This is a genomic window from Algoriphagus sp. AGSA1 (assembly GCF_021390545.1).
Classification (GTDB): Bacteria; Bacteroidota; Bacteroidia; order Cytophagales; family Cyclobacteriaceae; genus Algoriphagus.
Genome location: NZ_JAJUWR010000015.1, coordinates 116,112 through 135,337, shown reverse-complemented (window position 1 = coordinate 135,337; position 19,226 = coordinate 116,112). Strand labels below are relative to the sequence as shown.

19 protein-coding genes are annotated in these 19,226 nt (G+C 42.3%); 12 read left to right on the top strand and 7 right to left on the bottom strand.

Annotated elements, in window-relative coordinates; all coding sequences use genetic code 11:
- Window positions 1-141 precede the first annotated feature (141 nt).
- Window positions 142-1,722: a peptide chain release factor 3 gene (locus tag LZF95_RS13705; protein ID WP_233755647.1), complete on the top strand. Its 1,581-nt coding sequence runs from the start codon at window positions 142-144 to the stop codon at window positions 1,720-1,722.
- A gap of 158 nt (window positions 1,723-1,880) precedes the next feature.
- On the opposite strand, the gene LZF95_RS13700 is transcribed toward LZF95_RS13705, so the two are convergent.
- From LZF95_RS13700 to ade, 3 genes are all read right to left on the bottom strand, one after another.
- Complete coding sequence (locus tag LZF95_RS13700; RefSeq protein WP_233755645.1) at window positions 1,881-3,080, bottom strand: DUF4221 family protein; 1,200 nt, start codon at window positions 3,078-3,080, stop codon at window positions 1,881-1,883.
- Window positions 3,081-3,601: 521 nt separating this feature from the next.
- Complete coding sequence (locus tag LZF95_RS13695) at window positions 3,602-3,895, bottom strand: hypothetical protein (RefSeq protein WP_233755643.1); 294 nt, start codon at window positions 3,893-3,895, stop codon at window positions 3,602-3,604.
- 80 nt (window positions 3,896-3,975) lie between these two features.
- A complete protein-coding gene (ade, locus tag LZF95_RS13690) occupies window positions 3,976-5,622 on the bottom strand; it encodes an adenine deaminase (RefSeq protein ID WP_233755642.1) in 1,647 nt (548 codons plus the stop codon).
- Between the two features lie 128 nt (window positions 5,623-5,750).
- On the opposite strand from ade, the gene cmk reads away from it, so the two are divergent.
- From cmk to LZF95_RS13645, 9 genes are all read left to right on the top strand, one after another.
- Window positions 5,751-6,455 (top strand): (d)CMP kinase, encoded by a 705-nt coding sequence (cmk, locus tag LZF95_RS13685; RefSeq protein ID WP_233755641.1) that lies wholly within the window; start codon window positions 5,751-5,753, stop codon window positions 6,453-6,455.
- Window positions 6,439-7,335 carry a 4-hydroxy-3-methylbut-2-enyl diphosphate reductase gene (locus LZF95_RS13680; protein WP_233755640.1) on the top strand — a complete coding sequence of 299 codons (897 nt, stop codon included), beginning with the start codon at window positions 6,439-6,441 and terminating at the stop codon, window positions 7,333-7,335. The genes cmk and LZF95_RS13680 overlap by 17 nt, the downstream gene beginning before the upstream one ends.
- A gap of 132 nt (window positions 7,336-7,467) precedes the next feature.
- Window positions 7,468-8,820, top strand: a complete 1,353-nt coding sequence (locus LZF95_RS13675) for a Na(+)-translocating NADH-quinone reductase subunit A (protein ID WP_233755639.1) — start codon at window positions 7,468-7,470, stop codon at window positions 8,818-8,820.
- A 5-nt stretch (window positions 8,821-8,825) separates the two neighbouring features.
- On the top strand, window positions 8,826-10,043 hold the full coding sequence (locus LZF95_RS13670; RefSeq protein ID WP_233755638.1) for an NADH:ubiquinone reductase (Na(+)-transporting) subunit B: 1,218 nt from the start codon (window positions 8,826-8,828) through the stop codon (window positions 10,041-10,043).
- Window positions 10,030-10,794: an NADH:ubiquinone reductase (Na(+)-transporting) subunit C gene (gene nqrC, locus LZF95_RS13665; RefSeq protein WP_233755637.1), complete on the top strand. Its 765-nt coding sequence runs from the start codon at window positions 10,030-10,032 to the stop codon at window positions 10,792-10,794. The genes LZF95_RS13670 and nqrC overlap by 14 nt, the downstream gene beginning before the upstream one ends.
- 30 nt (window positions 10,795-10,824) lie before the next feature.
- On the top strand, window positions 10,825-11,496 hold the full coding sequence (locus tag LZF95_RS13660) for an NADH:ubiquinone reductase (Na(+)-transporting) subunit D (protein ID WP_233755636.1): 672 nt from the start codon (window positions 10,825-10,827) through the stop codon (window positions 11,494-11,496).
- A gap of 14 nt (window positions 11,497-11,510) precedes the next feature.
- Window positions 11,511-12,122: an NADH:ubiquinone reductase (Na(+)-transporting) subunit E gene (nqrE, locus tag LZF95_RS13655; protein WP_233755635.1), complete on the top strand. Its 612-nt coding sequence runs from the start codon at window positions 11,511-11,513 to the stop codon at window positions 12,120-12,122.
- 131 nt (window positions 12,123-12,253) lie between these two features.
- Window positions 12,254-12,883, top strand: coding sequence for a DUF1080 domain-containing protein (locus LZF95_RS13650; RefSeq protein ID WP_233755634.1), 630 nt, complete (start codon window positions 12,254-12,256; stop codon window positions 12,881-12,883).
- Between the two features lie 79 nt (window positions 12,884-12,962).
- On the top strand, window positions 12,963-13,517 hold the full coding sequence (locus tag LZF95_RS13645) for a DUF502 domain-containing protein (protein ID WP_233755633.1): 555 nt from the start codon (window positions 12,963-12,965) through the stop codon (window positions 13,515-13,517).
- A gap of 1 nt (window position 13,518) precedes the next feature.
- Here LZF95_RS13645 and LZF95_RS13640 read toward each other — a convergent pair whose 3' ends face one another.
- From LZF95_RS13640 to mnmH, 3 genes are read right to left on the bottom strand one after another with little or no spacing between them, the layout of a single operon-like run.
- On the bottom strand, window positions 13,519-14,430 hold the full coding sequence (locus LZF95_RS13640; RefSeq protein ID WP_233755632.1) for a DUF5050 domain-containing protein: 912 nt from the start codon (window positions 14,428-14,430) through the stop codon (window positions 13,519-13,521).
- A gap of 50 nt (window positions 14,431-14,480) precedes the next feature.
- The gene (gene selD / locus LZF95_RS13635) at window positions 14,481-15,524 is read right to left on the bottom strand and encodes a selenide, water dikinase SelD (RefSeq protein ID WP_233755631.1); all 1,044 of its coding nucleotides are present in this window, start codon (window positions 15,522-15,524) and stop codon (window positions 14,481-14,483) included.
- Window positions 15,496-16,551: a tRNA 2-selenouridine(34) synthase MnmH gene (mnmH, locus tag LZF95_RS13630; protein WP_233755630.1), complete on the bottom strand. Its 1,056-nt coding sequence runs from the start codon at window positions 16,549-16,551 to the stop codon at window positions 15,496-15,498. Before mnmH ends, selD begins: the two co-directional genes overlap by 29 nt.
- Window positions 16,552-16,711: 160 nt before the next feature.
- On the opposite strand from mnmH, the gene LZF95_RS13625 reads away from it, so the two are divergent.
- Both LZF95_RS13625 and LZF95_RS13620 read left to right on the top strand, forming a co-directional pair.
- Window positions 16,712-16,873, top strand: coding sequence for a hypothetical protein (locus LZF95_RS13625; RefSeq protein WP_233755629.1), 162 nt, complete (start codon window positions 16,712-16,714; stop codon window positions 16,871-16,873).
- Window positions 16,874-16,914: 41 nt separating this feature from the next.
- Window positions 16,915-18,471, top strand: a complete 1,557-nt coding sequence (locus LZF95_RS13620; protein ID WP_233755628.1) for a glycosyltransferase family 39 protein — start codon at window positions 16,915-16,917, stop codon at window positions 18,469-18,471.
- Here the strand turns inward: LZF95_RS13620 and LZF95_RS13615 are convergent.
- Window positions 18,464-19,168, bottom strand: a complete 705-nt coding sequence (locus LZF95_RS13615; protein WP_233755627.1) for a phosphatase PAP2 family protein — start codon at window positions 19,166-19,168, stop codon at window positions 18,464-18,466. The two genes, LZF95_RS13620 and LZF95_RS13615, sit on opposite strands and share 8 nt — an antisense overlap.
- Window positions 19,169-19,226 lie beyond the last annotated feature (58 nt).

Below are 19,226 nucleotides of genomic sequence, written 5' to 3'. Positions count from 1 at the left end.
GAGTTTTTTGAAAAAACAAACTGGGATAAATTTGTAGGCAAAGCCCGAAGTCCCAATTGGACCCGTAAATCCAAAATCGTAATTCATAAATTCTTTCCACCTATTTTTTCCTACCTTTGCAGCCTTAATTTAATGCCTCACATGAGTTTGAAAGAAGAAATACAGAAGCGTAGAACCTTTGCCATCATTGCCCACCCAGATGCAGGAAAAACCACATTGACGGAAAAGTTACTTCTTTTTGGTGGTGCGATCCAGACTGCCGGTGCGGTGAAATCGAATAAAATCGATACGGCCACCAAATCCGATTGGATGGCGATAGAAAAGCAGAGGGGGATCTCGGTAGCGACTTCGGTGATGGGGTTTGAATATAAGGATATCAAAATCAATCTTCTGGATACACCTGGGCACCAGGATTTTGCGGAAGATACCTACCGCACATTGACAGCTGTAGATTCTGTGATTATGGTGATAGACTGTGTGAAAGGAGTGGAGATCCAGACAGAGAAGCTCATGGAAGTCTGCCGGATGAGAAATACACCGGTGATCTGCTTTATCAATAAACTCGATAGGGAAGGACGAGACCCTTATGAGCTCATCGAAGAGGTAGAACAAAAGCTGAACATCCAGTGTAGGCCCCTATCCTGGCCTATTGGAATGGGAAAAACTTTTAAAGGAGTTTATAACCTCTTTGACCATAAACTTAACCTTTTCACCCCATCCCAGCGGAAACTGAGTGATGTGCGTCAGTCATTTGAAGATGTGAATGACCCTGAACTGGAGGCATTGATTGGCCCGAACTATGCGAGCCAACTTCGGGAAGATGTAGAATTGATCGAGGGGGTTTATCCTGATTTTGATCCCACAGAGTATTTGGAAGGAAAAGTCGCTCCGGTCTTTTTTGGCTCGGCAGTGAATAACTTCGGGGTCAATGAGATGTTGGACACCTTCATCAAAATCGCCCCCGCACCTAAAAGCCGTAGGACGGAAGACCGTGAGGTGCTGCCTGATGAGAAGAAGTTCTCTGGGTTTATTTTTAAGATCCATGCCAACATGGATCCCAATCATAGAAACAGAATTGCTTTCCTGCGAATTTGTTCCGGTATTTTTGAGCGGAACAAGCCATACAATCATGTGCGGGGAACCAAGCCTTTACGCTTCTCCAATGTGACCCAATTTATGGCCCAGGATAAGGAAATGATCGATGAGGCGTTTCCCGGGGATATTGTCGGCTTGTATGACACAGGAAACCTGAAAATCGGCGATACGCTTACCGATGGGGAAAACATGCAGTTTGTAGGTATCCCGAGTTTCTCCCCTGAGATTTTCCGTGAAGTGGTGAATAAGGATGCCATGAAGACCAAGCAACTCGAAAAAGGCCTGCAGCAACTGATGGAGGAAGGGGTAGCCCAGCTCTTTACCTTTGATATGGGATCTAGAAAAGTAGTGGGCACAGTGGGACAGCTCCAGTTTGAGGTAATCCAGTTCCGATTGAAAAACGAATACAACGCTACGGTGGAGTTTCACCCGATGAACCTGTACAAAGCCTGCTGGATCACAAGTAAGGACAAGAAACAGCTGGATGAATTTGTCCGCTCCAAAAACCGTCACATCGCACATGACAAAGACGGGAAGCTGGTCTTTATGGCCGAGTCAAAAGCCTGGCTTCAGATGGTTCAGGACAATTATCCCGAGATAGAGTTTCATTTTACGTCGGAGTATTGAATTACTAAACCTGCCAGATTTTCAAAATCTGGCAGGTTTTTTACAAGTTGTTAAGTCTTGTGAAAAGAATCTCCTAGTTAAAGGGTTTCAAATTTTTAGATACCTCTATTTATTGATGTAGAAATTTCTTTTAAGAGATTGTGTCAAATGGTTGTTTTTTATTTTGAATCCTTGATTCCTTTTGGAATAAATGTGTCAAAAAAAATAAAATTTTCGTCTGCTTCAAATAAATCCTTTCTGGCTATATTAAGACCGCTTGAGGATATGAAAAGCAGTGAATTATCATAAATTTTCGAAGAAAATAAATCTTCCCCTACCTTATTAAGGTTTTCATCGAGAATAATAATTGAAAGCTCAGGAATAGTTTTGCCTGATTTCACTTCGTCAATAGTTGGTCTTATGTAGGCAATACGGTAATAATAATTACGGAATTGATCATATAATATTCCTGCAAAATCTGAATTGGATAACGCATGATTTTTTAATTTTTCGTTTTCATTGATAAAATCAATTCTTTCAAATTTATCCGGATCTGCGTCATAGAATTCTATCTGGTCGAAATGTTCTGAACCCCCATATTTCATTTCGATATTTCCATTTTCAGTGTAATACTTATAAATGAAATTATCCACAGGGTAACTAATAGTTATGGAGTTGTCATTTTTATTGAATGCAATTCCAGTATCATATTTGAATGACAGACCATAAAATGCTTGATCATAGACATTAGAGTATGTGATTGGGTATTTGATTTGTCCACTTTCTAAATCAATAGATAAGACTGAAGGATAATTCTCGTAGTCATTGGGATAATTATTAATCCCACAAGGGAAAAAAAGTTGTTTGAAATCAGATTGGATAGGGCGAACGTTTGAAGGATATGGGGCAGGAAAATTTATTGAGTCTGAATAATCAGTTATTGTATACCGATTTAAGACCTCTCCTTTTTCATTTATTAGAAATAGAGAACCAATTTGTAGGTTGTAAATGTAAATTGAATCCTGAGAAAACAGAAAATGGGAGGAATCAAACCCTAATTCGCCTATTCCATTCGGCCCCTCAATTTCAATCTTAATCTCTCTTGATACTTGAGAATCTTCGTTCTTATACAATGAAATGGTTTGGGTATTTGGATTGAGAATGGATATGTATTCTGACTCAGCATTTGTAAGGTAAGATAATGAAGTGGAATATAAGTCGAATGCATTTTTAGTTGAAATACTAAAGGAATCACTAGGGACAAGGGAGGTCGTTTTGATATATGGCTGCTTTGAGAGGATTAGATCTGTTTTTTGATTGCAGCCAAAAATCACAATAACAAATACTAAAAATGTCTTAAGCAGGGGTTGAGCTTTCATAGATTTAAGATATGAACTGCTGTCTCAAAACATGAGACAGCAGTTTGATAGGAATTGGCTATTATGGAGTTCTTTATTCTCCAATTACTTGTCCTTGTATTGTTCCAGAGCATGCTGGGCCTGAGCCGGATGGGTAACATCTATCACCATTTCCTGTTGATAATGCCCGGCAATGCCCTCGGTTTTCTGAGGGAATTGAAGATGTTATACACCAAAATTGGGATGCAATATTTGTCTCATATGTCAAAATTGACACTAAGTGTGACTAGAATTATCTTTTTCATGAATCAAAATTTATCTTAAAAAAATCCCTTTGAGTAGGCGGATTTCTTTTCCTAACCAACTGGCCAATAGATCACTAGTAATATAGTGTGGGGGGTAAAAATGCAACTAAATGTTGAAAATATTTTTAAAAATCAGGAATCAACCAAAAAACTGGCTTCTAAACTTAAATTTCTGTTTATCAAAAATCCTGGCTACAGATGATAATGAATAATTATCATAAAGTAGAATTCCTGTTTTCAAAGAATCATGAGCGCTAGTAGCACAAGGTTTATCCCTATCCTGATAATGAAGGCAAAGTTATTCTTGACTGGTTTTTCAATTTCTTCTTTGTGTTTGATACTTTCAAATAGGAAGTAAACTGATCCGATAATCGTCAGGGAAACGAGGATGGTCAAGGGAATGAATAGGAATTCCAGCGCTTCCATTCTACTTACAAACACATTTAAGATAAAAGAAATCAAAGTCACCACACTTCCAATGGACTGGGCTTTTTGGATTTTAGATAACATAGCGATTTCCAGATTTTTCATAATTGAATACTGTGTGTTTCTAATAAAAATGAGGACAGGGCTTCTTAAAACAAGTTTCACTCTTCAGTTTGGTACTTCCGTCACCCGGCACCGGGCATCGGGCTTTCTAAAAACACCTCTTCAAACTCAAACCTCTGCCCATTAAACAATCCTTTATCACTCAGCTTCAGATCAGGAATCACCAGCAATGCCATAAAGCTTAGTGTCATAAAAGGAGAATTGAGCGTGGATCCCATTTCTTTAGCCAATGCGTCGATCTTGGTGTATGCGGCGGCCACTTCATAGCCATCCGAAGCCGACATGATCCCGCCAACCGGAAGGGGAAGTATTTCTTCCTGGCCTTTGGTAACCGCAGCTACCCCTCCTTTGGCCGCTATGATCAGATTCACTGCCTTGCAGATGGATTCATTGTCTATACCTACAGCAATGACATTATGAGAGTCATGTCCGACAGAGGAAGAAATGGCTCCGGTTTTAAGTCCAAAATTCTTGATAAAGGCCACCGCCGGCGGAGCATCTTGGTAGCGGTTGACAACGGTGATTTTTAAGATGTCCTCTTCTGGATTTGATTCGGCAAAGCCATCTTTGATCAGGATCTCTCCTTTGATTTCCGGCGTGATCAATTGTCCGTCCAAGGCTTCTATGACTCTTACTTTGGGTCCGTTAGCCTTGAGTTGAAAGTCTTCGGGTTTCTTCAGTGTAGTATGGAAATTGTTGATGATGTCGTTTTTGATGGGGTGGATCAGCGTCTTCCCGCTTTCCGCTACTTTTTGTCCATCTATATAAGTGCCGATAACTTGGAAGTCTTTCAGGTCATTTACCAAAATAAAATCCGCTGGATCCCCTATTCGAAGTTGTCCCACATTCATGGAATAGTGGGTAATGGGATTAAGGCAAGCTGCCTGAAGAACCTTGAATAAGTCCTTGCCCTTAGCCACGGCTCTTGCGGCCAGTTCGTTGATATGGGAAACAGCCAGGTTGTCCGGATGCTTATCATCAGAGCAGAACATGATCATCTCTGGATAGTCATCGATGAGGTCAATCAGCGCCTCGAAGTTTTTGGCAGCAGATCCTTCACGGATGGCTATTTTCATTCCCAGTTTTAATTTCCCCATCGCTTCCTCTGCTGTGAAGCATTCATGGTCTGTGCTTGGCCCAGCACTGACATATCTCTCGGCCAATTCACCTCTTAGTCCAGGAGCATGTCCATCGATGGGTTTGCCGTATTTCTGGGAGATTCGGATTTTTTCCATCACTAGTTCATCTCGATTCACTGTACCTGGCCAGTTCATCATCTCTGCCAAGTAATGGATTTCTGGTCTGGACATCAGGTTTTCTATATCCGTTGTATTGATTTCTCCTCCCGCTGTCTCGAACGGTGTGGCCGGCACGCAGGAAGGAGCACCAAAGTAAAACTTGAAAGGAACTTGTTTTCCGTTATTGATCATGTAGTCCACTCCTTTCATACCGCAGACATTGGCGATCTCATGCGGATCAGAAACAGTTGCCACTGTACCATGAACCACAGCCAGTCTGGCAAACTCGGAAGGAACCAGCATGGAGCTCTCCACATGTACATGTGCGTCTATAAAGCCAGGCATCAAATAAGGTAAGCTGGTATCAGGTTCTGATTTTTTCAGGTTGTAAATTTTACCGTCGATGACGCTGATGGAAGCTGTATAAATGGCACGGTTGGGAATATCTACTAATTGGCCTTGGATCTGCATGAAAATGTTTTGAGGTTTAACTGGAGTGGATCTGTATAAGAGATTCCCTGCCAGGGTTTGGAGATTGGTTTAGATTAAAACTACTATATTTGCACAGGAATTAAAAAACGTACCAAGCGGGTTTTTGAATGAACAAAATCGTCATCGCAATAGATGGGTATTCTGGATGTGGGAAGAGCTCCACTGCCAAAGCAGTAGCAAAGGAGCTGGGGTACACGTATATTGATACCGGGGCGATGTACAGAGCTGCTACTTTACATTTTTTGAATAATTATCTATCTCTTGAAAATCCTCACGATATAGAGAAGGGGCTTAAGACTCTGACGATTTCATTTCACCTCAATCCAGAAAGCCAGTTGCAGGAAACTTACCTCAACGGACTACATGTGGATGATGAAATCCGGACTATGAAGGTGTCGGATAATGTCTCAGAAATTGCGGCAATCCCGGCAGTCCGTAAGGACTTGGTGGCACAGCAACAGCGATTGGCCAAGAAAAAGGGGGTAGTCATGGATGGGAGAGATGTGGGCTCGGTGGTGTTTCCTGATGCGGAACTAAAGGTCTTTATGACAGCTGACCTTGAGACCAGGGCCGTACGCAGACAGGCGGAATTATTGGAAAAAGGGGAAATGGTGTCCCTGGATGATATCAAGCGGAATCTTTCCAGCCGGGATGAAGTGGACTCATCCAGGTCTGTAGGGCCACTCATCAAAGTGGAAGATGCCATAGAGATTGACACGAGTAATATCACCTTTACTGAGCAGGTAGATGTGATCGTGCAGAAAGCAAGGGAAATCATAGATAAAGAAAATAGCTATGCAGGTAACCATTGATAAGAACTCAGGTTATTGCTTCGGGGTAGAATTTGCCATCAAAATGGCGGAGGACGAGATGGAGCAGAGTGAGAAGCTATATTGTCTAGGTGATATAGTGCATAATGATATGGAGGTGAACCGGCTAAGTGCAAAAGGCCTGGTGGTGATCGATCGTGATCAGTTGTCAGAATTGCATGATTGCAAGGTGTTGATACGTGCTCATGGAGAACCACCCGAAACCTATAAGATTGCCATAGAGAATAATATTGAACTGATCGATGCCTCATGCCCGGTGGTGCTCAAGCTTCAGCATAGAGTGAAGAGTGCATTTGACAAGATGGAACGTGAGGAAGGGCAGATTGTCATTTATGGCAAAAAAGGCCATGCTGAAGTGATAGGACTGACTGGTCAGACCCTGGAAAAAGCCATCGTGGTCATGGAAGATGCAGATCTGGAAAAGATTGACTACAGCCGACCTGTCACGCTTTTCAGCCAGACTACCAAAAGCACCAAGGGATTTTATGAAATCTCCCAAAAAATAGAAGAGCGTATCCAGTCCGTAAAACAAGAATTGAGCAGGGAAACCTTCAATGCGAATGATTCCATTTGCCGGCAGGTTTCTAACAGGGAGCCGCAATTGCACAGGTTTGCCCAGGCGAATGATGTGGTCTTGTTTGTGTCGGGCAAGAAAAGCTCCAATGGTAAGGCTTTGTATCAGGTATGTTTAGGGCAAAATAAGCGTAGTTATTTCATAGAAAACGAGACTGAAATAGATCCTGACTGGTTTCATAAAAACGAAAAGGTGGGGATTTGCGGTGCTACCTCCACCCCTATGTGGCTGATGGAACAGGTGAAGTCCTACGTGGAGTCACTGGAAGAAAGCGTTCTTCCAGCATAGTTCCTTTTAATTAAAAAAGCAGGAAGCCATTCTTCCAAAAGTTCGAACATTAAATTTCATATACCCTCAATTTAAAAAGGTTATTTATTAGATTTGAGGCGTTTTTCAAAAGCTCATAGTTCAAAAACAGATATGTCTAAAATAGTGAAGCTTAAGAAAGGTTTTGACATCAATATGGTGGGAAAGGCTAAGCAAGAGTTAGCTGATTTCGCCCCGGCGCAAACCTTCGCAATTAAGCCGACAGACTTTATCGGGCTGCAACGCCCCAAAGTCCTTGTCAATGAAGGAGATACCGTAAAGGCAGGTACTCCAATCCTGATCGACAAAGCATTGGATCAAGTAATTTACGCGGCTCCTGTTTCTGGCAAAATTGCCGAAATTAAGAGGGGGGAACGACGTAAACTGCTTGAGATCAAAATTTTGGCGGATGATTCCATCACCCATGAGCACTTTGACCAGATAGATTTAGCGTCAGTGGGAAGAGAAGAACTAGCTGCTAAACTGGCAGCCAGCGGCACTTGGCCTAATATCATCCAACGTCCATTCGGTATAGTTGCGAATCCTGCGGATACTCCTAAGAGTATTTTCATATCTGCTTTTGATACACATCCTTTGGCTCCCGACTATGCATTTGCTCTGAAAGGACAGGAGAAATATCTACAGGCAGGTATCCAGGCCTTGGTAAAGCTTACCAGTGGAAAAGTCAACTTGAATGTTGATGGCTCTAAGGCAATTCCTGCTCCTTTTTCAGATTTGAAAGGTGTACAAGTGAATAAATTTTCAGGGCCACATCCTGCGGGTAACGTAGGCATTCAGATCCACCACCTTGATCCTATCAACAAGGGAGAAATTGCATGGACTGTTACTCCATATGGAGTAGCCCAGATCGGTAAGTTCATACTAGAAGGCGTCTATGATGCTTCTAAAGTGGTCGCGGTGACAGGTTCTGAATTAACTAAGGCTGCTTATGTGAAAACCTACATGGGAGCGAATGTCTCTACATTTGTAAAAGGCAACCTTAATTCAGGTCATGTAAGAGTGGTGTCCGGGAATGTGCTTACTGGGGAAAAAATCTCATTGGATGGTTTTCTGGGATTTTATCACAACCAGATCACGGTTATTCCGGAGGGGGATTACTACGAGTTTATGGGCTGGGCTAAGCCTACCACACGACTGAGTTATCATAGAGCGTTAGGCTTGCTTTCATTCCTTACCCCGAAAAAGGAGTTCGTTTTGGATTCAAACGGCAGGGGAGAAGAAAGGGCTTTTGTACAGACTGGTGTATTTGAATCAGTTACTCCAATGGATATTCTTCCGGTTTACCTTCTGAAAGCCATCATGGCAGAGGATTTTGATGAAATTGAAGAATTGGGGATCTATGAGATCGTGGAAGAAGATTTAGCGCTGTGCGAGTTTGTGGATGTGTCCAAGCATCCAGTGCAGGAGCTAGTGAGAAAAGGAATTGAATTAATCCAATACAGTTAATCCATATGAAGTTTCTAAGAGATTTATTGGACAAGCAAAAGCCACTTTTCGAAAAAGGAGGAAAGCTTGAAAAATTATATTATGCATTTGAAGCGGGTGAGACATTTATGTTTAGCCCAAACCACACCACGGGGATCAAAGGAGCACAGGTAAAAGATGCGATTGATCTAAAACGGATGATGATCACAGTAGTAATTGCCATGATCCCTTGTTTGCTGTTTGGTATTTATAACACTGGTCACCAGCATTTACTGGCAACTGGAGGCACCACTGGTCTTTGGGAAGATTTCGGTGATAAAACCTGGATAGGTATAAAACTTGTTCTTCCCATCATCATCGTCGCTTATGCCGCAGGTGGGATAGTTGAGGCAGTTTTCGCAGTAGTACGTAAGCACCCCATAAACGAAGGTTTCTTGGTTACGGGGATGCTGATTCCGTTGGTTGTACCCGCGACAACACCATTATGGCAAGTTGCTTTGGCCACTGTATTTGCTGTGGTGATCGCCAAAGAAGTATTTGGTGGTACTGGTATGAACGTGCTGAACGTAGCCATGACGGCAAGAGCATTTTTGTATTTTGCATATCCAGCTCAGATTTCAGGTGACCAGGTTTGGACTTACCTAGGGGATAAAACTCCTGTAGATGGCTTTTCTGGAGCTACCGCTCTTTCTGTGGTTTACAATGCCGGTGTAGAAGGAACCCAATCTGCGGTTGATGCTTTAGCTAGTCATAACACTGTGCTAGGATCAGGATTATATGATTTTGCAAACCTGTTTATGGGCTGGATTCCTGGATCTATCGGTGAGACCTCTACTTTAATGGCCTTAATCGGTGCGCTGATATTAATCGGGACTGGTGTGGCGAGCTGGAAAATCATAGTTTCTGGATTTGCCGGAGCTTATCTTATGGGATTGGTGATGAACCTATTTGCGGTTAATGAGTATATGGCACTTCCTCCTCAGTATCACTGGGTGATGGGTGGATTGGCATTTGGTATTGTCTTTATGGCTACAGATCCGGTCTCTGCCTCGCAAACTGAAACGGGGAAATGGATATATGGTCTTCTTATCGGTATCCTCACAGTGATCATTAGAGTGACAAACCCCGCATACCCTGAGGGGATTATGCTTGCGGTTCTATTTATGAACGTGTTCGCTCCATTGATCGATTATTATGTAGTTAAAGCAAACAAAACAAGGAGGTTACAACGTGCAACAGTCTAATACTTACATTATTACGTTCTCCGTTATTTTGACGGTGGTCTTAGGGTTACTTCTTTCAGGAACCTCGCAGGTGCTGGGGCCTATGCAGAAAGAAGCCATAGAACTGGACACAAAGAAGCAAATATTAGGTGCGGTGATTCCAGTGGAGGAAATTGATGCGATGAAACCTGATGAGGTAAATCAATATTATAAAAGCCATATAGCCTCTATTGTAGTAGATATAAATGGAGAGGAGATCACAGAACAGGATGGAGCTCCGGTCACCGCTGAAAATGTGGATATTGCAAAGAATTATAAAAAACCAGCTGATAAAAGGCTTTATCCTGTTTTCATTTATCATGAGGAAGGAAATAAAGATAAAGTCCAGTCTTATATTTTTCCTTTATATGGAGCCGGTCTTTGGGATGCCATCTGGGGTTATATAGCTTTGGATACCGATATGAATACTGTAGGTGGAATCACCTTGGCCCATGCTGGAGAGACTCCGGGACTGGGAGCAAGAATCACAGAACCTGCCGTCCAAAGCAGATTTGAAGGCAAGTCTATTTACGATGAATCAGGAGAATTGGTAGCAGTGGAAATGCAAAAAGGAGAAGGGAAGGATTATTCCGGCAACCCTCATCAAGTAGATGGGCTTTCAGGAGCCACCATTACAGCGAAAGGAGTTAATAGTATGCTTAAAAACTATTTGGGCTATTATGAATCATACATCAAGAGTCGGAAATCGTCTTCTCAAGTAGCTGTGCTTTAATCGAAACATCAACTCAAGAATTATTTAAATATGAGTGCTGAAACTATAGAAAAAAAGCCCGCAGAGGCATTGCTGTCCAAACGTAGAAAAAAGCTGATCAGTGACCCTTTGATCGATGACAACCCTATCACCATCCAGGTATTGGGTATATGTTCTGCCTTGGCTGTTACTACGCAAATGAAGCCTACCTTGGTAATGGCAATTGCTGTTATTTTCGTAGTAGTTATGTCCAATTTACTGATATCATTGCTTAGAAATACCATACCAAGTAGGGTACGTATTATCGTGCAGCTGGCAGTAGTGGCAACCTTGGTTACCTTAGTGAATGAAGTACTGAAGGCTTTTGCTTACGATATGTACAAAGAACTTTCCGTATTTGTAGGATTGATTATTACTAATTGTATCGTGATGGGACGTCTGGAGGCTTTTGCATTGGGCAATAAACCCTATGATTCTATTCTCGATGGATTTGGATCCGCTTTAGGATACTCATGGATCATACTTACGGTGGCCTTTTTTAGAGAATTATTGGGTTCAGGGGCGGTATTTGGAGTTCCTGTTTACGAATATATCTCAAGTATATTCGGCCCTGATTTCAAACTGGCAACTAACGGCCTGATGGTATCCCCTGTGGGAGCATTTATGGTGCTTGGATTGATTATTTGGATCCAGCGAACCAAAACAGGATATGTTGAACACTAAAACAAGCTGAAGAAATGGATTTATTTAATTTAGGTATTCGGTCGATATTTATCGACAATATGGTTTTTGCTTACTTCCTTGGAATGTGTTCTTTTTTGGCTGTTTCTAAAAAGGTAAGCACCGCAATTGGCCTAGGGGCTGCTGTAATCTTTGTCTTGACTGTGACTGTTCCTGTGAACTGGCTTCTAAATGAATATGTACTTAAAGAAGGCGGTTTATCTTGGGTTAGCGCAAGTCTTGCTACCATAGATTTAACCTTCCTGAGGTTTATCATGTTTATTGCAATTATAGCGGCTATGGTGCAGTTGGTGGAAATGATCGTTGAGAAATTCGCCCCAGCTCTTTATGGGGCACTCGGGATCTTTCTTCCCTTGATAGCTGTAAACTGTGCCATTCTGGGCGGGTCACTATTTATGGCCCAAAGAGATTACACACTGGCCGAATCAGCGGTTTATGGATTTGGTTCCGGGACTGGATTCTTTTTGGCCATTGTGGCATTGGCTGCTATTCGTGAAAAACTTAAGTATTCCCATGTGCCCAATGGGTTGAAAGGTTTAGGTATTACCATGCTATTGACCGGACTCATGGGCTTAGCCTTTATGTCTTTTATGGGAATTGACCTGTAACAGCTTCTTTAATTGAAATTGTTAAGCTCTGGGATGTCATCCCAGAGCTTTTGTTTTTAGCGGTAATTAGGTTTGATAATTTGCTTGTAACTTGTGCCTGCAAACTTATTATATTATCAATTCTGAATTTTATGAAAACCCTTTTAACAATTTGCTGTTTTCTGACACTTGTATTATCTGTTTCAGCTCAGGATGGTGAGTGGATCGAGCTATTTAACGGTAAGAATCTAGATGGATGGAAAATTTCCGAAAATTCTCAATCTTTTCAGGTTGAGGATGGTGTGATCAAAGTGGCCGGCCCCCGGGGACACGCATTTTACAATGGCGATGTGTCTAATCATGATTTCAACAACTTCGAAGTGATAGCAGAAGTGAAAACAATGCCTGGGGCAAACTCAGGGATTTTTATTCATACCGAATATCAGGAAGATGGCTGGCCAAATGTAGGTTATGAGATCCAAGTAAATCAGAGCCATGGTGATTGGAGAAAGACTGGAAGTGTGTATTCCTTCCAAGACGTAAGAGATGTGTACGTTGAGGATGGTGAATGGTACACAGAGCATATCATAGTACAAGGGGATGTAGTGACGGTAAAGATCAATGGCGAAACAATAAATGTATATGACCAATCTAAGGATGAAAAGCGCAAAGGTGATCTTGGCACTAAAAAAGTTGATCATGGTACCATTGCACTTCAAGCCCACGACCCCAAATCAGTGATTTATTTTAGAAGCGTAAAGGTGAGGCTATTACCCGATTAATAATTCTTCTTAATTCACTTACTTCACATTCAAATCCTGATTAATATTGAGTATTGATCAGGATTTTGATTTTCTAGACATGGCATTCACCTACAAACGTATCATTTCTTATTTCCTTCGCGGACTACTGTTCATTACTCCGGTAGCAGTTACCCTCTATATTATTTTTCAGACCATTCTGTTTTTGGACAATCTGATCCCTGTGCCATTGCCAGGAATTGGGATTATGATGGTATTGGCCTTGATCACCTTTGTGGGCTATCTGGCAAGTTTGTTTTTTGCCAAGCCTATCTTTGATTGGTTTGAAAAGGGATTGATCCGGATTCCTCTTGTCAATCTTATTTACACGAGCATCAAGGATCTGATGGGTGCTTTTGTAGGCGATAAAAAGAAATTTTCCTCTCCAGTCAAAGTCCAGCTCAGCGATACATTGATCCGGTTAGGGTTTATTACCCAGGACAATATGGCAATTGTCGGAGAGCCTGATATGGTGGCTGTTTATTTTCCCCACAGTTATAATGTTTCAGGCAATGTTTTTCTGGTGCCACGGGAGAAAGTTACCCCACTCGTAGGTGTGAAAAGTTCCGATGTAATGAAATTTATGGTATCCGGAGGGGTTTCTCCATTGGTGTAAGTTATGGCCTGTGATATCTCACAAAAGCAATCCATTCCCCATCCGGCGACCAACTATGCACATTGATAGTGCCTTGGCCTCCGTAAAACACTTCAGTTAAGTCTCTGATTTCCTTCGTTTCCACATTGAGTAATCGCAGTTTTACGTCTTTGCCAAAAGGATGGGCACCGTTTTGATCTTCGAGATAGGATATAATTACTGCGGATTTATTATCTGGTGATGGATGGGGAAACCAATTGTCAAAGCTGTCATCTGTTAGTTGCTCTGCGCCAGTTCCATCTGGTTTCATGCGGTAGGTCTGCATTCGTCCGGTTCGATTTGAGTTGAAATAGATCCACTTCCCATCATAGGAGTATTCCGACCCATCATCAAGACCTTCTGCATCAGTCAGTTGTTTCTCATTACCTCCTGCCGAAGGGATGGCGTAAATGTCCCAAGCCCCATTGCGCTCAGCACAGTAAACCAGTGTTTTGCCATCTGGACTGATTCCATGCCAATAACTGGGATGATTAGGCGTGATCAATCTAGGCTCACCACCAGCCATAGGTACTGTATAGATTCGGGAGCCAAGTCCTTGATCATTTTTGCTGAAGACCAGTGTCCTGCCATCAAAACTTAGCCCGTGGTCATTGTTTACTCTGGAGATCTTTTCGGGATGGATTGTACCTAGTAGGTTCCCTTGTAAATCAATTTCTTCCAGAAATCCTCCTGAATTAATAATTAGGAGTTCCCCATCCCGAGACCAATTAGGAGCTTCGAAATGTCTGTTTTCTTTTACAATTGTTTTTTGCTCTCCTGAATAGACGTTGAGTATCACGAGCTCACTGGAGGTTCCTTCTGGGACTTGCTGAGCTGTCACGGTAATCGAAAGACCTACAAAGATAATTGCGAGAAGAACTTTAATCTTGGGCATGATGGGCTTATTTTGCTTGATCCACTTAAGGTAAGCAACGGAGAATAAACTTATTGCATCACTTCCATCAAATATTCATTTCTTTCCGTAAATCGACCAATTTCCCAAATGACCTGATGTTGCTGCTTCATTGCTTCTTCAAACCAAGCTTGGTTTTCAGGATCTACCGCAAGCATCAATCCCCCGCTAGTCTGAGGATCGCAGAGTTTTACTAAATCCATTCCTACCACACCTTTGGTTTTTGCGCTATATGCATTCCAGTTTCGGTATGTATTGTCTGGGAAAATAAACTGGCTAATGTATTCCTGAACCCCTGCTATCATTGGAAGCTTATGGAGTTCAATCTGGGCAGAAAGTTCTGACCCTTCGCACATTTCTATAAGATGACCCAACAAGCCAAATCCGGTCACATCTGTCATGGCATGTACTTCCTCATGGTTGCCCAGGATTTCGCCGATAGAATTTAACCTGCAGGCTGTATCAATCAAGCTTAAGTAATCTGCATCAGAAATCTTTTGTCGTTTTAATGCAGTCGCCAATACGCCAATACCGAGTGGCTTGGTGAGGTAGATAATATCTCCTTCCCTCGCAGCTTTATTGGTTTTGATTTTATGTGGATGAATAATTCCATTGACTGAAAGGCCAAAGATGGGGTCTTTAGCTGCTATGGAATGCCCTCCTGCCAGTCCAATTCCAGCAGCTGTACAGATTGCCTTGGCTCCTTCCATGACTTTAGCGGCAAGTTCCGGTGCAAGTTTTTCCACCGGCCAGCTGAGAATGGCATTGGCGAAAATCGGTTTCCCTCCCATGGCATACACATCTGAAATAGCATTGGCAGCGGCGATTCTGCCAAAGTCAAAAGGATCGTCCACAATCGGCGTGAAAAAATCCACTGTATTGATCACGGCCAATTCCGGAGAGACTTGATAGACGGCGGCATCATCCTTACTGCTATTACCGACCAAAAGATTAGAGTCTGAAAAATCGGGACTTCCACTTTTGCTTAAAATCTCATCCAGTACTGCAGGTGCGATTTTGCAGCCGCAGCCAGAGCCTTCGCTCCATTCAGTCAGCCTTTTGGGGGTGTTTTCCATGGATTTGATGTTTTATTTCCAGTAGTTTTTGGGTAGATGTATCGTAGGATAGACCAGTAAGGTCTAGTCTAAGGATTTTATCATCGGCATGTTTTTCTAAATCAAACGTGTAAGCCTTATCGTAGTATATCAACATGTTGGCAATCCAAGATTCATGATTTCCTTCTACGATGGCCTCTATAGCCTGCGAAGTACGAAGACCACCCAGCCGCTTTTTCAACCTTAAGACAGCAAGTATCAGGTCATCAGCTGGCAGAGTTGCATATTCCTCTTGAATCAATTTTATACGTTCTTCTTCTGATTTTACGATATCAATCAACGGTGCCTCCAACATCTGATGATAGAATAGGTCTGGAAGTATCACCTTGCCGATCTTTCTGCTTTCATTTTCCACCCAAATGGGGTTTTCAGGATTGAGCTTTCGTAAGTCTTCGGCCAGCTTATTTTCAAACTGTTCCACCGTGGGTTGGGCTGGTTGTCCTATCGCCCCAAAGGATGATCCTTTGTGTTTAGCGAGGTCTTCCAAGTCTATAATCTGTTCACCTGTTTTCTGTAGTTTTTTGAGCAACCGTGTTTTCCCTGTCCCGGTTTTTCCCCCTAAAACGATGAAATCCAACTGCTTTCTGACCAGTTCATAACTATAAGTCCTGTAAGTTTTGTAGCCTCCTTTTAATCTATACACTTCGAATCCAACCAAAGTCAACAGCCAGGAAAGGATTTGGCTACGCATCCCACCGCGCCAGCAATAGATGATAATTTTCTTTTCAGGGAATAGTTTTAATGCTTCCTTTAGAATCAGATGAAACCTGGGACCCACCAGTTCAAATCCTTTAATAGTAGCTTCTTCAGAACCCTGGTCTTTATACAAGGTGCCTACTTCAATCCTTTCCTGATTGTTCAGTATGGGAATATTCACTGCCCCGGGAATATGGCTTTGGGCAAACTCCCTCTCACTGCGCGCATCTATCAGCGGATATTGATCTTTTAATTCCCAAAATTGCTCTAGGGAGATGATATGCTCTTCCATAAGCTTTGAAGATAAAGAAATCCCCGGGAATTCCCCGCCCCTCAAATCAGTCTGTTTCGAACCGATTTTCCTTAAGTATCTGCAAAGAACTAATGTTTTTTGTTTTGCCCCATGGGGTATTCTTGAAAGTTTATTATAAAAGCTAATATGATTAACCGTAATGATGCCAGTACCACTATTCTCTTTGCTTTACTGGACGGAAGACCGAAGACGGGTGACCGAGGTGACCTTGACGCTAGTGTTTTCCGAATCCTATTATGCTTTTATTGTTTTACTGGAAGAAAAGCGGATATACATAAAAGCTAATATATCCTTAATCTAAAATTGACATAACTGGTTTTTTTTACACGTTTCTTTATCTCAATGAAGAGATTTGAGCACACATGGGTTTCCGTTATTTTTCTGCTTGCCGCCTTTTTTATCCATTTTGCCCAGATAGGGAATCTAAGCATATATATTCTTGATGAAGCCAAGAATGCCAGCGCTGCGATGGAAATGTGGCAGGTTTCGGAGTGGGTTTTACCGACCTTCAATGGGCTTCCGAGATATGATAAACCACCGTTGCATTACTATTTTTTTGGATTGGCATATCAGTTGTTTGGGGTTACTCCTTTCGCCGCTCGTTTTTTTCCTGCGTTGATGGGCTGGTTGACCCTATGTATGGTGTTTCTTACAGTCAAGCGGAACCTTGGAATAGAGGCAGGATTGATTTCGGGTTTCGCTCTGCTTGCCTCTGTTCATTGGGTTGTCCAGTTTCATTTGGCGGTACCTGATCCATTTCTGATTTTCTTTCTTACAGCCACCTTATTGTGTTTTATTAGGTATTGGGAAGGTGATCACCTTAATAAAACATGGTTAAGATGGATGGGGGTTGTGTTGGGACTGGCAGTACTAAGCAAGGGGCCAATCGCGATTGCTTTAGTGGGAGGCACAATTCTGCTTTTTGTTTTATTCCAGAAAGGGGGATTTTGGCGGAATTTCAAATCCGTTTTGGATCCTTTTGCAATAGTCATTTTCATGCTTGTATCACTTCCCTGGTACCTCCTTATTGCGTGGAAAACGGATGGGCTTTGGTTACAGGAATTTTTTTTCAAACATAATGTCAGTCGTTTCGCATCACCTATGGAAGGACATGGGGGAGGTTTTTACCTTACTTTAGCCTATGTGGTGGTAGGGATGATGCCCGGATCGCTTGTTCTGCTGGTCTCCTGGAGGTCACTGCTTTCTTATGCCAGTGCCCCTACATTGGTGAGAATCTCCCTCATTTTTTCTGTCCTTACAATTGTTTTTTTTATGCTATCAGGCACCAAATTGCCAAACTACACCGCCCCAGCTTATCCATTTTTAGCCATCATGATCGGGTGGGTGATTACCCGGGCAGGAGAATGGAAGAATGTGAAATGGGCAGGACTTATATCCTTATTGGTTTTATTCACATTGCCGGCTGCGATTTATTTCGGACTCAGGGAAGATGCTGCCTATTCAGACAGCGCATATATTGGGTGGTATTTTCTTGTGGGGAGTGGTATAGTAGTAGTAAGCTTATATTATTGGATTCTAGCAAGATGGAGGATGCATTGGGTTAGCCTTTGTCTTGGATTCATAGCTGTCAGTCTCACCTTTTTGCTCTGGGCATTTCCTGTGTTAGATAAGGAAAACCCATTGCTTGCTTCAGGTGTAAGCGAGCTTAAAGAATTGAACTTTTATCACTTTGGAGAGTTCAATCCCTCTTTTGTGTTTTTGGTGCAGAAACCTATTTTGGATCTACAAAAGCTCGATGAAATGCCAAATGAGGGAGTCGTAATCTTGAGAAAAGGGAATATGGAGGAGTTCTCAAAGCTGGGGTATGCATGCGAAGTGGTTTTTGAAGGCAGGGATTTGTTTGAAAGTCCTACTACCGTTTTGCTAAGGATTAAGTAGCTTGGGAATTCTGAAGAACTGCCTTTGACCCCGTCAATTCCTGTAAACTGACTTTTCGCTTAGGGTACAGACTGCGTTTATACTTCTTGGAAGAGAAATAACTGAGGGTAACCCATCTCCCCGCAAAGGCGGACCAAACTCCTAAGAGAGAACCCGCCAGCACATCCATATAGAAATGCTGCATGAGATATATCCTACTGAAACCGACTAACCCGGCCATGCCCAATAAGAAAACCTGTATCCACCCCTTTTTGGAAAATATCATAGCAAACACACAGGCAAGCATAAAAACAGTGGTAGTATGTCCAGAGGGAAAGCTGTTCCAATGATGGATATCCACCCCGGGAACTGTGTAGAAATCTATGTCTTTGAAGTATTCACCCGGCCTAGGCATACCTGGGAAAAGAATCCTTTTTCCCACGGTGACTAAAACCAAATGGATCATTGTAGCAGTGAAAAGTAAAATAGCATGGCTGTAGCGGACAAACAATAAAAGCAAAATAGGAACTGCCAGAATGACCCCGTCTCCTAGATGGGTGATGTTTTTGAAGAAAATGTCAGCTAGCCAATGATGGTAGTCGTTTATGGCCAATTCAATACTTCCTTTTTCCTCCCTTATCAAAAATGCCAATAAAATGATCAGGAACTGATAGTATAAATAGGCAAATACAGGAGCTGAGTATTTCTTCTTTTTCATCTGGTTATAATTTGATTCTTAGCGGCCACATGCCCGCCTGTCGTCGGACAGGAAATCC

Excerpts from the sequence above, each read along its gene's own strand:
- LZF95_RS13645 (WP_233755633.1), top strand. The coding sequence starts at position 12,963 with ATGGCATTCACCTACAAACGTATCATTTCTTATTTCCTTCGCGGACTA.
- LZF95_RS13680 (WP_233755640.1), top strand. The coding sequence starts at position 6,439 with ATGCAGGTAACCATTGATAAGAACTCAGGTTATTGCTTCGGGGTAGAA.
- LZF95_RS13620 (WP_233755628.1), top strand. The coding sequence starts at position 16,915 with ATGAAGAGATTTGAGCACACATGGGTTTCCGTTATTTTTCTGCTTGCC.
- LZF95_RS13640 (WP_233755632.1), bottom strand. The coding sequence starts at position 14,430 with ATGCCCAAGATTAAAGTTCTTCTCGCAATTATCTTTGTAGGTCTTTCG.
- nqrE (WP_233755635.1), top strand. The coding sequence starts at position 11,511 with ATGGATTTATTTAATTTAGGTATTCGGTCGATATTTATCGACAATATG.
- LZF95_RS13660 (WP_233755636.1), top strand. The coding sequence starts at position 10,825 with ATGAGTGCTGAAACTATAGAAAAAAAGCCCGCAGAGGCATTGCTGTCC.
- LZF95_RS13650 (WP_233755634.1), top strand. The coding sequence starts at position 12,254 with ATGAAAACCCTTTTAACAATTTGCTGTTTTCTGACACTTGTATTATCT.
- LZF95_RS13700 (WP_233755645.1), bottom strand. The coding sequence starts at position 3,080 with ATGAAAGCTCAACCCCTGCTTAAGACATTTTTAGTATTTGTTATTGTG.
- LZF95_RS13625 (WP_233755629.1), top strand. The coding sequence starts at position 16,712 with ATGATGCCAGTACCACTATTCTCTTTGCTTTACTGGACGGAAGACCGA.
- LZF95_RS13615 (WP_233755627.1), bottom strand. The coding sequence starts at position 19,168 with ATGAAAAAGAAGAAATACTCAGCTCCTGTATTTGCCTATTTATACTAT.
- LZF95_RS13670 (WP_233755638.1), top strand. The coding sequence starts at position 8,826 with ATGAAGTTTCTAAGAGATTTATTGGACAAGCAAAAGCCACTTTTCGAA.
- selD (WP_233755631.1), bottom strand. The coding sequence starts at position 15,524 with ATGGAAAACACCCCCAAAAGGCTGACTGAATGGAGCGAAGGCTCTGGC.
- mnmH (WP_233755630.1), bottom strand. The coding sequence starts at position 16,551 with ATGGAAGAGCATATCATCTCCCTAGAGCAATTTTGGGAATTAAAAGAT.
- LZF95_RS13675 (WP_233755639.1), top strand. The coding sequence starts at position 7,468 with ATGTCTAAAATAGTGAAGCTTAAGAAAGGTTTTGACATCAATATGGTG.
- ade (WP_233755642.1), bottom strand. The coding sequence starts at position 5,622 with ATGCAGATCCAAGGCCAATTAGTAGATATTCCCAACCGTGCCATTTAT.
- cmk (WP_233755641.1), top strand. The coding sequence starts at position 5,751 with ATGAACAAAATCGTCATCGCAATAGATGGGTATTCTGGATGTGGGAAG.
- LZF95_RS13695 (WP_233755643.1), bottom strand. The coding sequence starts at position 3,895 with ATGAAAAATCTGGAAATCGCTATGTTATCTAAAATCCAAAAAGCCCAG.
- LZF95_RS13705 (WP_233755647.1), top strand. The coding sequence starts at position 142 with ATGAGTTTGAAAGAAGAAATACAGAAGCGTAGAACCTTTGCCATCATT.